Source organism: Wolbachia endosymbiont (group A) of Crataerina pallida (assembly GCF_964028475.1).
GTDB lineage: Bacteria > Pseudomonadota > Alphaproteobacteria > Rickettsiales > Anaplasmataceae > Wolbachia > Wolbachia pipientis.
The window spans coordinates 659,204-672,000 of the sequence record NZ_OZ034785.1; the positions used below are offsets into that span (position 1 = coordinate 659,204).

Annotated in this window: 18 protein-coding genes; 1 reads left to right on the forward strand and 17 read right to left on the reverse strand. The window is 35.9% G+C overall.

The features are described 5' to 3' along the window. Nucleotides 1-13 precede the first annotated feature (13 nt). Nucleotides 14-682, forward strand: coding sequence for a hypothetical protein (locus ABWU55_RS03070; RefSeq protein ID WP_353286515.1), 669 nt, complete (start codon nt 14-16; stop codon nt 680-682). 18 nt (nt 683-700) lie between these two features. Here ABWU55_RS03070 and ABWU55_RS03075 read toward each other — a convergent pair whose 3' ends face one another. The 17 genes from ABWU55_RS03075 to ABWU55_RS03155 all read right to left on the reverse strand — a co-directional run bounded on the left by ABWU55_RS03075 (nt 701) and on the right by ABWU55_RS03155 (nt 12,691). Then, nucleotides 701-832 carry a hypothetical protein gene (locus ABWU55_RS03075; protein WP_264731795.1) on the reverse strand — a complete coding sequence of 44 codons (132 nt, stop codon included), beginning with the start codon at nt 830-832 and terminating at the stop codon, nt 701-703. A gap of 111 nt (nt 833-943) precedes the next feature. Further along, nucleotides 944-2,443, reverse strand: a complete 1,500-nt coding sequence (locus tag ABWU55_RS03080) for a recombinase family protein (protein ID WP_353286516.1) — start codon at nt 2,441-2,443, stop codon at nt 944-946. Nucleotides 2,444-2,454: 11 nt separating this feature from the next. Then, nucleotides 2,455-2,886, reverse strand: a complete 432-nt coding sequence (locus tag ABWU55_RS03085; protein WP_316658865.1) for a DUF2924 domain-containing protein — start codon at nt 2,884-2,886, stop codon at nt 2,455-2,457. A gap of 4 nt (nt 2,887-2,890) precedes the next feature. Next, a complete protein-coding gene (locus tag ABWU55_RS03090; RefSeq protein ID WP_353286517.1) occupies nt 2,891-3,364 on the reverse strand; it encodes an ankyrin repeat domain-containing protein in 474 nt (157 codons plus the stop codon). A gap of 38 nt (nt 3,365-3,402) precedes the next feature. Further along, nucleotides 3,403-4,131 (reverse strand): ankyrin repeat domain-containing protein, encoded by a 729-nt coding sequence (locus ABWU55_RS03095; protein ID WP_353286518.1) that lies wholly within the window; start codon nt 4,129-4,131, stop codon nt 3,403-3,405. 168 nt (nt 4,132-4,299) lie between these two features. Next, on the reverse strand, nt 4,300-5,460 hold the full coding sequence (locus tag ABWU55_RS03100) for a phage tail protein (RefSeq protein ID WP_353286560.1): 1,161 nt from the start codon (nt 5,458-5,460) through the stop codon (nt 4,300-4,302). Next, complete coding sequence (locus ABWU55_RS03105) at nt 5,418-6,236, reverse strand: baseplate J/gp47 family protein (RefSeq protein WP_182282600.1); 819 nt, start codon at nt 6,234-6,236, stop codon at nt 5,418-5,420. Before ABWU55_RS03105 ends, ABWU55_RS03100 begins: the two co-directional genes overlap by 43 nt. A gap of 2 nt (nt 6,237-6,238) precedes the next feature. After that, the gene (locus tag ABWU55_RS03110; RefSeq protein ID WP_182282601.1) at nt 6,239-6,574 is read right to left on the reverse strand and encodes a GPW/gp25 family protein; all 336 of its coding nucleotides are present in this window, start codon (nt 6,572-6,574) and stop codon (nt 6,239-6,241) included. Between the two features lie 21 nt (nt 6,575-6,595). Beyond that, on the reverse strand, nt 6,596-6,850 hold the full coding sequence (locus ABWU55_RS03115; protein ID WP_065095513.1) for a PAAR domain-containing protein: 255 nt from the start codon (nt 6,848-6,850) through the stop codon (nt 6,596-6,598). 5 nt (nt 6,851-6,855) lie between these two features. Further along, complete coding sequence (locus tag ABWU55_RS03120; protein WP_341821723.1) at nt 6,856-7,320, reverse strand: phage baseplate assembly protein V; 465 nt, start codon at nt 7,318-7,320, stop codon at nt 6,856-6,858. Then, nucleotides 7,307-7,783 (reverse strand): hypothetical protein, encoded by a 477-nt coding sequence (locus ABWU55_RS03125; RefSeq protein WP_316658876.1) that lies wholly within the window; start codon nt 7,781-7,783, stop codon nt 7,307-7,309. The genes ABWU55_RS03120 and ABWU55_RS03125 overlap by 14 nt, the downstream gene beginning before the upstream one ends. After that, on the reverse strand, nt 7,780-8,292 hold the full coding sequence (locus ABWU55_RS03130) for a phage tail protein (protein WP_316658878.1): 513 nt from the start codon (nt 8,290-8,292) through the stop codon (nt 7,780-7,782). The genes ABWU55_RS03125 and ABWU55_RS03130 overlap by 4 nt, the downstream gene beginning before the upstream one ends. Further along, a complete protein-coding gene (locus ABWU55_RS03135; protein ID WP_316658879.1) occupies nt 8,285-8,602 on the reverse strand; it encodes a hypothetical protein in 318 nt (105 codons plus the stop codon). The genes ABWU55_RS03130 and ABWU55_RS03135 overlap by 8 nt, the downstream gene beginning before the upstream one ends. Before the next feature lie 81 nt (nt 8,603-8,683). Next, nucleotides 8,684-9,688, reverse strand: coding sequence for a major capsid protein (locus ABWU55_RS03140; RefSeq protein WP_353286519.1), 1,005 nt, complete (start codon nt 9,686-9,688; stop codon nt 8,684-8,686). 35 nt (nt 9,689-9,723) lie between these two features. Further along, the gene (locus ABWU55_RS03145; RefSeq protein WP_151807902.1) at nt 9,724-10,092 is read right to left on the reverse strand and encodes a head decoration protein; all 369 of its coding nucleotides are present in this window, start codon (nt 10,090-10,092) and stop codon (nt 9,724-9,726) included. A gap of 140 nt (nt 10,093-10,232) precedes the next feature. Continuing rightward, nucleotides 10,233-11,282: a S49 family peptidase gene (locus tag ABWU55_RS03150; RefSeq protein WP_151807903.1), complete on the reverse strand. Its 1,050-nt coding sequence runs from the start codon at nt 11,280-11,282 to the stop codon at nt 10,233-10,235. Next, entirely contained in the window at nt 11,279-12,691 is a 1,413-nt protein-coding gene (locus tag ABWU55_RS03155; protein WP_353286520.1) for a phage portal protein, read from the reverse strand. The genes ABWU55_RS03150 and ABWU55_RS03155 overlap by 4 nt, the downstream gene beginning before the upstream one ends. Nucleotides 12,692-12,797: the final 106 nt, after the last annotated feature.

A 12,797-nucleotide genomic window follows, 5' to 3' on the forward strand; every position in this document is an offset into this window, starting at 1 on the left:
ATCAAAGGGAGCGGTGTTTGGTAATACAGTTGATGCTAACACACTGACATCAGAATTTAAAGAGCATAAAACTAACATGAAAGAAGCTTATAGAGATTATATTAACAATGTTAATAAATTTATTGAAATCGTAAAAAGTGCAACCAATAGCAAGCTAAAAGACGCAAGAGTAGATAACTCCGTTTTTTACTTAGAATATTCTAAAGATAGTAAAATAGACATTATAAAGATAACAGATGGGGCAAGGGATTTAGGTCTAACCGATGGAGATGTAAAGTGTGGAAGAAATATAGTAAAGATCGGTAAAAGTGAAGTAGAAATTAAAACTGAAGATGGCAAAAGGAATTACATAGACCTTACAGAAGGCAGCGGTATAGTATTAACTTTTTATACTAGTTTAGGAGAATTAGAAGTTAGATTATATCCTGATGAGAACAATAAAAAATTGATAAGAGTAGAAGTGAGCGATGAAGATCTATTTGAAGAAATAGCAAGTCATGAAGAAATAGGGCAAAACTGCTTATTGGGAGGTTTATCGGTTATTGAAGCTATAGATCAAGGTGTTTTTGCTAGATCTGGTGGATTAATGCGTCCTGAAGTAATAAGCGAGTCTAACAACAAATGGACAGAACGTGAAGAATTAAGAAGGACTTCTGATCCTAGGAGAGAAGTTTCTAGGTAGATTAATTTGTCATAAAGGTTAAAGATTATTATTTAAATATAAACTACTATAATTTATAGATTTTGGATCATTTTCTACCATTGTTGCATCCAGTATGCTAAAATCTTCATTATTTATATTGATATTTTCACATAATTGATTCTGTAACATTGACTTACTTTTCTATATCAATTTCAGCATCTTTTTGTGTGGCCCTTTGTAGTAGCTCCTTTTGTAATAACCTTTTTTAATTTTCTGGCACATACTTTTTTCGACGTTTTTTCATATTGTTACTTTTATAAACGTTAATCCATAAAATTTTTCTATTTGCTCACTCCATAACATCGGTATTTCTTTTAAATCCACTAACCTCAAACTCCTTGGCTGCCTCCCATTTACTATATCTTCTTTAATTTTTGGTGCTAAATAATTTAATCTTAAAATTTGTTGTATTCGTCTTGTACCTATATTAATTTTAATGCTCAGCTCCTTCACACTCCCATATTTTCCTTCCTCTAGTTGACGTTTCCAGGAATGTGCTCTCACCACTGCTTTCAGTAGCGCATTATTTGTTTTTCCTTCTGGCTCTACTACTGTACATTTATTTCCTTTCTTTTTTATTGGTATAAATTTTTCCTCTGATTCAGAATGCACCTCTATTCCATCCTCTCTCACCATCACTCCCTTTATTAAATTTTTCACTATTTCTTTCTGCTTTCCAAAACTTAAATTTTTCCATTCTTCTGCTTTTTCTCCCCATTTTTCATATAGCTGTTCAGCTTTCTTCATCACTTCTTTTTCCACTTCTCCAGCAACTATTGTTCGATTTACTGATTCACAATTCTTTCCCCTTAAATGATTGTTGCACACATAATATCGATACCTTTTATTCTCTTTTTTTGAGTATGTCAGAGTCATGTTTACATCACAGCCCTTGCACTTAATTATTCCCTTTAGCAACGCTTCCTCGTATTTCGCCTTTCTATATGGTTGATTCTTTATCAATTCCTGCGCTTTTTGCCATTTTTCCTCTTTTATTATTGCTTCATGCTTTCCCTCATACTCTTTCTCATAATGCCGTATTTTTCCCATATATATTGGATTTGTTATTATTCTTCTCACCGTGGCCTTTTTAAAGATATCTGATTTTGTTCTGTAACCTTCTCTATTTAGCTCCCTTGCCAGTTCTGCCATTGACTTCAGCTCCAAATATCTTTCAAATATATGCTTTACTGTTTTTGCTTCTTTCTCATTTATTATTAATTCTTTATCTTTTACATCATACCCTAGCGGTAAAGTTCCACCCATCCATAATCCTTGTTCTTTTGATGTTGCTATTTTATTTTTTACTCTCTCTACTATCATTTCTCTTTCTAGTTGTGCTGCTCCTGACAATACCGTTTGCACAAACTTTCCCATTGGCGTATTATTGTCAAATATCTGTGTTACTGCTACAAAATTTACTCGGTGCCTTCTAAAAAATGATGTTACTTCTATGCTGTCTTTTGTTTCCCTTGATAACCTGTCCAGTGTATATACTACTACACAATCTACTTCTCCTACTTTTACATCTTCAAATAATTCCTTTATTGCTGGTCTTTCTAAATTTTTTCCTGAAAAGCCACCATCATCGTACTTTTTTGCCAATGCTACCCAACCTTCTCTGCTTTTTATATATTTTTCACATGCTACTCGTTGTGCATCTAAACTGTTAAACTTCTGCTCTAACCCGTCTTCATTTGATTTTCTTGTATATATCGCACATCTTACTTCTTTTAGCATCTTCTTCCTTTTTAATTTTCTCTCTTTTCTCTCATACCGAACAAAAATGGTCCATTATAACTCATTCCCATTATTTTCCCTGCTACTGCCGACAATGACGTATAAAACTCTTCTCTGTAGATTAAACCCTTATCTGTTACCATCACTGCATGCGTCTCTTCACCTCTCTCTAATATTAGCTCTGTCCCTTCTACTGGTAATTTATCGCTACTTATTCTTTTTCCCTTCTCTAGCCGATCTGCTAGATACTCCAGTCTTTTTGCTCCTTTTCTTGACATCTCTCCATATTCTTCCTCCTGCATTCTATAAGCTAATCTTGGTATCAGATATTTCCTCGAATGTTGTGGTGCTTCTTCCCCATATACCTTCTTCCATATTTTTCTCAGCTCATCCAAAGGTTTTCTCTCTAAATTCATTACTTTCTTTTCTGTTTCTTCCTCCATATTTTTAGCCTTTCATAAATAACTTTTCAATTCTGTCTGTTTCTTTCTTCAATATTTCAGTGATCTCTTTGCTGTTTTTCGCATAATCCATCGCTGTCATCCCAAATTTATCTGCTTGTTCTATTTCAGCCCCTGCTTTTACTAGCTCCTCCACTATTTCCACTTTCCCCACCATACATGCAAGGTGCAATGGAGTGCATTTATTTCTATATTCTTCCGCATTTACATTCCCTCCTGATTTTATCAATTCTCTAACGGTTTCTAGACGTTTCTCCGTTATCGCTAGGTGCAGTGCTGTGTATCCTTCTACATCTGCTGCATTCACATTCGCTCCTTTTTCGACTAATAACCTCACTGTTTTTGCGTCTATTGCATAATGCAGAGCTGTTCTTCCTTTTTCGTCTCTTTCATAAATATTTTTATATGAGTTCTCTAATAATTCTTTTGCTGACTTCTCTTTCTTATCAAGCTTTACCATAATCTACCTCACCTTTTCTTTAAATTTAAACCCCTCTTTTAAGCCTTACTTCTCACCACCTCATCTATCATTTCGTTCACTTGGCTCATTATTTTGCTTGCTAAATTTTTACATTCTTCCTTTATTAGTGACTTATCTTTCTTCCTTATTTCTCCTATCTCTATTATTTTTAACTCCGGTAAATAACTCCTATTCAACATGTCTGCTATTTCTCCCACTAGCCTCTCTATTCCATAGCATGTCAGTTCTCTACTTTTTGTTATTCCTCCTTGTTCTCTCAGAAATTTACTCGCCTTTTCACTCTCTTTGCTATCACATAGACGATACTTTTCACTTTCCCATATGTAGTACATTGGTGTTGCACCGTACTTATTCAGTTGATTAACTTCAGCTCCTGCCTTTACTAGCTCTTTTATTATTTCAACTCCTGCTCCTCCTATTTTGCATGCAGAGTGCAATGGCGTACATCCACTGACATATTGAGTAGCATTTACTTCTGCTCCTTCCCTTAGCAGTACTTTTACATTTTCTAAACTTCTCGCAAATACTGCGCAGTGCAGTGGTGTATAACCCTTTTTATCTCTTGCATTTACCTCTGCTCCTTTTTTTATTAATAACCTTACTGTTTTGTAATCAGAGATTTCCACTGCTTGGTGTAATATCGTCTCTCCTTCTTCATTTCTTTTATTAATATTTTTAAATCCGTTACTTGATACTTCTTTAAAAAACTTACTAAAAGATTCTCTCTTTTCTTCGTTGAACCCCATTGCATACCTCACAAAATTAGCTTTTCTAGCGCCAGACAAATTTCTTATATTTACCTGCCGCTATTCAAGTCATGTCCGTTTTAGCATAAGAAAGCAAGTCTTTTTCTTTTTATTTCATATACTTTAACCTGTTATTAATATAATATATGAGGATATAAATATAAGTACTTAACTTATTATAGATATTACTTGGCTATTTTTCCAACTTCTGTTCAAATGTCGATGTTCGTGCCATGTTAGTACACCTGGGTAAAACACTAAAATGTAATTTTCTAACTCCTGTATTGCATCCTTTTGCTTTGAATCCAATTCGTTTTCAAAATGAATGTAGTGTTCTGCTACGCTAAATCTTATCATTTTAGGGGTAGAGAAATTCTTTACTTGATAGTGGTGAACGGCAAAAAATCTTTCTAAAATTGGCTTGTATTTTAAATTCCACAGTTCTTCAGATAGTTTGCTACTTCCCAATACAAATTTATTTCCTCTTTCTTCTACGCTACTAACTGGAAAGCACGCATTTATGTCTCCTAAATCCCAACTATCCGATAATATAACTTGCGCTTTCGCAAACTTAATTGCCGGTAATAAGCTCTGTGGTAGCGGATATAACGTTTTTAAATTATTCCACTGATGACTTCTTTCATAAAGACCGTTATAATTCTTTGTGTGAGGTTCGGTTTCTCCAAGTATTGCTACATCTAATCGATATATGTCATTACTAAATGCTTGCTCATAATGATCGCGTAGATAGTTTTCTATTATCCTAATAACTGGACCACTAGACCTGAAAAAATTTACTCTTCCAAATGATAACACTGGTCCATCTTTTTCTATTTTTAACCCTGAATAATCCGATAACAAACTGCCAAAAAAGCTTTCATCTAAAATGAACCTGCTAATATTGTAGTGATCGTTAAAAATCCTCATTAGTCTCGATCTTGCAGGTAATGATAGCTTTGCTAGTTCTACTACTGCATCAACAAAGAAATCATTTGGTACCTCTTTTATCCCTACTTGCAACTCAAAAAAGTGTTTACCGGGTGGCTCTTCAATAATTGTAATATCTTCTATATTTGCCCATTTTAATGCTATTTTCAGTGACGCTGATGTTCCTCTTAAACGCTGAAATTTTATTCCTTCCTCTACGGCTTTTCTTTTGTCTTTTGCCCAATGCAGTATCTCTCCTAACCCATATTCTTCTATTATCCACGATAGTATTTCATCTTTAGGATTAAGCTTAAATCCTCTTATCCTGCTTGGATCAACTTTATAATCGATTGCTTCTACTAGCCCTTTTTCCTGTTTTGTTGCATTTGGTGGCAGTAACATTTTAAATTTCTCAAATTTGCACATTCATTCCCCAGTACCACAACATCCTCTTTTGGTTCTATTAATTCTACGTTTTCTACACCATCTACAAATAAATTTGCTATTATCCATGATCTTGTAACACTCCATCCCAGTCTTTTGCTTGCTTCAAACTTTTCGATAAATTTCTTCTTCACTGTTTCAATAATATCTGGTCTTTTAATGCTAATTTTACTGTGGATATCTATTTCAATAATATTGCAACTTACCACTTCTATTGTATCTGTTAAAATCCTCACATCCTCCCTGTTTAGCTGATTTCTGACAATTTCTAGTAATTCTTCTTCGGGTATGCCAGTTGTGGATAATTGTGTTGATAAGATTGAAACTTGTACTTTTCCTGGTACAGGTGATTCTACTAATGCATCTTTTACTCTTGTATCTGCTGATAATGCATAATACCGATAATTTCCTCCTGTTGACCAGCCAACTATCTTTGCTTTAATCCTTTTCCTAAAATTTTCATCTTTTTCTTCTTTTTCTCTTTCAACTCCGTAAAATTCAGCTAAATTATCAAGATCTTCTCCCATTGCAAACTTCACTAAATTACTTTTTACTGCTTCATTTATTCTTTCTCTCAGCAAAAGTTCTCGCCATGCTGCTACCTCCAGAATCTTCATCGCTGGGTCACTTTCTACTAATGCTGTAAAACCTGCGTCTCGACTCACTAGCTCTTCTTTCATTCGTGAAAAGATTTCTTCGAAGTTCAGTGGTTCGATAATATTTGGCTGCTCCACCTTTATACCACAACCACGTCAAAGCGAATCTTTTCCCCCATTGGTAAGTACAATCCTTCTAGGTCAAGCGTTACTTTTCCTTCTTTCACTTCTGTTATTTTTACTTTTTCTAACTTAAATCTCTTTTCCCATTTTTCCAAAGCTTCTGCTGTTGCTGCGTAAATTTCTAGCGTAAAATCGCGATTGATTGGCTTGTCAACTAATTCGAACAACCTCGACCCATAATTTCTCCGCATTATTCTGCTATTAATAGGAGTAGTTAATATATCAATAATTGATTGCTTTAAGTGCTCTAAGCCTTCTAATTCCTTTCCTGTTTTAGCATCCATTCCTCTCATTTTTCGACTACTTTAATTTTTTTATTTTGAAAACACACTTTGATTTTTACTTACTATTTGAAAACTACAGGATGCCACATCACCTGTTCTCGCTACACCAATACCATTTACAAATACGTTGTTTGATCCTTGCGTTAGTGTTTCCCCAATACTCAAGATATCACCCTTACGACAAGCAGGTCTACCATTAACAAATACATCTTCACTCCCGCTCACACAGACATGAATCGGCATACCTGTACAATGATCTCCTATGCAAACAACTGCTTTACTCATATATATCAATTTAAATCTACTCTTCTTGCTTTTAATTTAATACTATCTTTTGTCATTTCTATACTCGATTCCCCAGCCTTCAGTGTTATTTTGTCCACTACTTCAATCTCTAAATGATGCTTCCCTTTATCATATGTAAACTTTGTCCCATCCTGAAATTTTACACTATTTATTTCCTTTTTATTCTCTGATGCAGCATACTTCTGTTGATATATTCCAGCTAGTACTACTCCTAATGATAACTCTCCCAATGGTGACAATATTACTACCTGTTCATTTATGCTTGGTGGTAGCCAGCTTCTTTCCTCTCCTGCTCTAGAAGTTATCCATGGAAGAAAATCTGTTAAAAGTTCACCTATTTTTACTCTTACTTTTGCTTTTTCATAATCTACTTCTTTTACAACTCCTATACGAATGATATTCGCTACTTTTCTATTTAGCTCTGAAATCGCAAAACTATGATCCAACATTTATATTTCCTACGTTTATTGTATGTGGTTTAATTTTCCCCTCTTCCCATACTGATTTACCTAAATGAAGCTGATGACTCCAATCAACCATCCACACCAAATATGCATCTAATTCGGGTCTAAATCCATCAGGCTCTGCAGAGAGAAATTCAGCAGAAGAAATATTTTTTACGTTCCAAGTATTTTTATTTACTACTCTTGCTACTTCTGCTGCTAATGACCTTACAACTAACGAGGAATCCTCGACTGTTCCATCAACTACAATTCTCGCTTCAAATCTTCCTCTTAGCGCTAATTCCTCAGTACCCGGATCTTTTCCTGGCTCTAAACTCACAAGCTCTACAAACACCGCTGGCGCTACTATTTCCCTTCTTATCGTTGGATAAACCTCACAAGTTTGAATTGCTGATATTTCTTCCTTTAATGTAGTACAAATTGCGTTATGTAAATCCTTCCAATTCATACTCTGTAGCTCAATTCACGTTCAAAGAACTTTTTAAACACTTCCTCAACCTCATAATTGACAAGATCTCTTATTACTTTTGATGCTTCTGGTTCCAATGGTAGTTTTACTTCCTTTATTGGCAATGCTGCTCTTCCTTCACGTTTAAAAGCTCCTTTATAACCTCTTGGCATCGTTGCCATAAATGCTCCTATAAACTCATTTTTTCCTATTTTTGTACCTCTTTTTGTTTGTCTCATTTTACCCATTGATGAAGCTTTGATGTCATACAAGTTTGCTCTTATTAAAACCTCCAATCTACTTGTTCTTGCCTTAAAGATTCGCAACCTTTTTCTCATTACCGTTAATTTTATCTTCTTTTCCTCACTAATTTCCTTAGCTGCTTTTGCTTTTAACCATAGTGCTGTTTTGTTCAGCGCTTTTATAGCTGCCAGTTTTACTTTCTGCTCTTTTCCGTCAATATTGGAGATTATTTCATTAATATTGTTACCAGTTTTAATATTAAACACTTTCTATTGCCTCAATTTTCCATATTTTACCTGAAGAATCTTTCAATGGTGGTTCAAAAATCTTGTAGAACCTTTTTTCAATCTTGATATAATCACCTATGCTAAAGGAAGTAACGTCCTCACTGCGTATCTCTATTGAGGCAATTTGCTGAGTTAATGCTCCATCTGCACCTAAAGAGTACGTAGTGTCAGGACGTTTAATTAGCGCTTTTATTTTTCGAATAGCCTCCTTATTTTTATTACAATATGTGGCTTCCACTCCTAAATGCTCAAAACAATCTTCCAATAGTCGCTTAATATTCTCTTGCATTCTTTCATAAGTATGCTAATAAGGTATATACTAGTAGAGTCCTCTTGTATCTCACCAACTTGTGGTTACTCTACCAGTATGTTATGCTATAGCGACTTTTACTAATATTCCTGGACGATGGCACATTGGCAGAGGATTTGACTGAGTATGTAAATCAGTCCCTCTATCAAATCTTCTTGGCTCTTGTTTTGCATATAGTGGCTGTCCAAGAGTATTTACTGTTTCATTAAAGTCTGCTGGTGCAAAGTATGTCGTAAATGTGCTTGCTGTTCCTACTGGAAAACAGTGCCCTGTATCTTTCTCAATAAATCTTCTTACGGTTCCTTCAGGATCAGTTGCTTGCCCTCTATATTCCTCAAATGTGATTCCGCAGAACGTAAATCCTGACCTCATATCATTCCGAAGCGCTGCTCCTTCTTGCCATCTTTCATATGCTTCTTTCACTTTACTATGCGAAGTTAATGCATCAAAAAACTCAGGGCTTACCAAGGCATGAATTCCGGTCATATATTCACCACTTAAGTTGTCTTCAATATGCCGCAATACTTCCAGACACTTACGCTTTACATCTGTTGTTGCTGTTCCCAGTGCAAAATTTATTACTTTTGGTGTTATTTCAAATTCGTTGTACAGATTTAATAATTCTGACCCATCAGCATCTAAAATTATTCCTTTGAGCGCTCCCATTCGCAAATGCTCCAACGTTATTGCATGTTTGTTTCTCATTAGCTGCAAATGATCAGTTATTACATCTGCCAGCGCTTTAAGTTCACTCTCTGATCCAAATGCCCTTATTCCTTGTACTTCCTCTGGTAACACTACATCATCATGAGGAATATGCGGAATCGTAAATGTTCTTACCTTTCTTTTTCCTCTTTTTCCTACTGTTGCTGGTGCTCCGGGTAACTGCGTTGGTAGTAAACTTAATACTCCGTTTTGCTCTTCTATGGTAATATGTCTAAATCTTACTGACCTACTTGGAAACAAATTTAGATTTTCAACACGTCCATAATTTATCGGCAATATATTCATCGCATTTGTTAGTGCCGTCATGCTAAATGCTGTATTTGTAAATGGATTTTGCATTTTTTCTTTTCCCCCTTTATGTTTTTTATTATTTACTAGACCCCTTTGCGGATGATAATCCCTCGTCCTTCAAGTTGCTTTATTGCTGCAGCTTTCTGTTCTTCAGTGATATTTGCTGGCCACACAACTGCATGATCTGCTAGCATCGCTATACGTGTAATGATTACTGCTTTAGTGGTTTCCGTTGCGTTTACATCACTTGTTATCACTCCTATAGCTGTCTGCGTACCATCCGTGGCTGCTAAGTTTATAATTTTAATTAGATCATCTTTATCACGACCAACAACCGTTCCTAGCTTCAGATTTTGCCCCTTTGCTACGGTTATTTGGTCTCTTGAATATAGATTAGACGCTTCATATTTTAGAAGATCGCCTAAATTATTTCCTTCACTTATGCTTGTCATATTTCTCCCCCTTTTTTCCTTTGTTTATTCCGCTGTGTTTAAAGTCGCTATTCGCCGCGGTAAAAGATATGTTGCTCTATAATTCGCTATTCTGGCGCATTTTGAACACTTATTTACCGCGGCGTATGTTAGAACGCGCATCAAATACACCGACTTTTCGCTACCTGCATCATCAAGTCTTCCGGTGTACTTTGCGGTATTGTACTCAAAATCTCTGTCTTCTTCGTTCTCTCTGCAAGTAATTCCATTAAAACCTCCCTTGCTTGCTCAATACTTACGCCCTGCTCAATAAATTCTTTTACCTTTTCTGGCATCTTTGATATATTACATAATCGTATTAATTCAAGAACTTCAGTACGATACTTAGTTAAATTATCAGTTTCTAGGTCAGTTGTAGTCTGTTCATTCATAGTAATACTCCTGTTTTTATTAATAGATGAAAGAATTGTAATTCCATCTGCAAGTCCTATCTCTATTGCTTTCTCACCAAAATATAGCCCTGCTTCCGTTGATTTGATTTTTTCCGTTGAAAGATTTCTGTTTCTTGCTATAAGCTGCAAAAACATTTCATATAGGCGGTCTACTTCTCCTTGCAAGCTTTCCAAACTTTCTGATGTTATTGGCTCATGCGGGTTTAAATCGTTTTTTCTCTTTCCTGCAAATACTGCGGTATATTTTATCCCCTGTTTTTCATCAAATCCACTTTGATCTATATGACTTGCTATTACTCCTATGCTTCCAACTCCTGATGTTCTGCTTACAAATACTTTTTCAGCACTTGACGCTATCGCATATGCTGCAGAATACGCATCATCATTTGCTATTGCTATGATCTTTTTTAATGCCCTTGCTTCGTAAATAAAGTCAGAAAGGTCGAATAAACCGTTTACTTCCCCTCCGGGGCTGTCTATGTCCAAAATTATTGTTTCTACTTCTTCATCTATTAAAGCTTCTTCTATCTCTTCACGTATCTTCTCATATGATGTCATTCCTAAAATATCGTCAAAAGCTTCTGAATTCTTTGTTAAGATTCCATGTATTGGTATGACTGCTATTCCCCTTTTATTATTTCTTACTGCATGTTTTATGTTTTTAAAAATTGGCTGCTTCCCTGCATGTAATGACAGTAATTCAAAACTTCTTGGCTCTACCATCATCGGCTTACTCAGCCATATCGCTTGGTTTTTCATATTATCTCTTGATTGGTAGTAACGTCAGAATCAAAACTTAATCCCAAGGAACTAGCACGTCTTTGATCTTCTGCAATTTCTTGGTCGATTTCTTCTATATCGTAACCCAGCTCTGAAACCACCTCTGACCTGCTTTTAAACCCATTTCTTACTGCCATTTGTTGTGCTTGCTGGTCTTTTAGCGGATCTACCCAATCAAATCCTTGGGGTATCCATTTTACCTCTTTTTTCGTCCATTCTTCTCCTATATCGAGTTCTCCTGAGAGTAAGGCTAATTCTAACCACCTATCCCATACTGGACGGCAAAACTGAAATACCATTATGTTATGCTGTAACATTCCGCACCTCCGGCGAAACTCTATTAACCCTGCTCTTATCGATGAATAATTGACGCCTGTTAAATCTCCTGTTAGCTGCTCATACGTTATTCCCATTCCTATTGCTATCGCTCTGAGCTGCTGCCTCATAAATGCTTCATAACTTCCTCCAACATCTGATGGTTCGGAGAACTTAATATCCTCACCAGGGTCAAGCAGTTGCATAGTCCCTGGCTCTAAACCTGATAGTGCTACTCCATGCTCATTACTCTCACCTTCACCCATAATATTTGCCTCTGGATCAAGCCTTGTGATAAACCCAGCAAACATCGCTGCTGTCTTCTTTCTCACTAATTCCGCATCGTCATATTGATCAAGTTCGTAGAGTTTGAGTAGTACTGTAGAAAGCCATGGTACTCCTCGAATCTGCCCAGGTCTAAGTGGTTTATAAATATGTAAAACATCGTTTGCTGGCACTCTCACTGATTCGCCAAACGAGCCTTCACCAGGGTGCTCTCGAAAAAGGTAATACGCTTCTCGTTGTCCAAGTCTATTGAACTCAATCCCGTTTCTTATTACATTACCATTTGCTAAAGTTTGATTGCTCTTATTGTCTAAATGCTCTGATTCAAGTACTTGTAATTGCAAAGGAACGGAGAAACCATCTCCAGGTTTTCGAGTGCGCAGACGAACGAAACATTCCCCTCCTTCTATCATACTTCTGCATACTAGAGCTTGTAACCCATAAAAATCACTTGCTCCGCTACTGTCTGCTTCATCTGTCCATCTTAGCCATAGTTCTTGCACCTTCTTTCGAAATTCTCCATCTCTTGCTTTTGATTGTGGTTTTATTCCTGTTCCAATAGAATTACTTACTATTGTATCAATTATATTTGCTGCGTATGGATTTTTTCTCACCATATCACGAGAGCGGCTACGTAAGTGCTCAAGGCTTTGAGACAGCAAATTATTTATACTTCCTGATTCTCCCTGCCAATACATCACTCTTCTTCCTGATCCTGCAGCGTCCCAGGCTGAGCTTTTTGGTTTTGGTGATTTGTGGAATAATTGTTTGAACGATTTTAATAGCATTTTTGAATTGTTAATTATGCAGCAGTTTATTACACAAATCTGACATTAAAAAATTACAGCAAGCTGCTGGATAGCCTGGTTGTTAACACTTTATAAATTATGCATG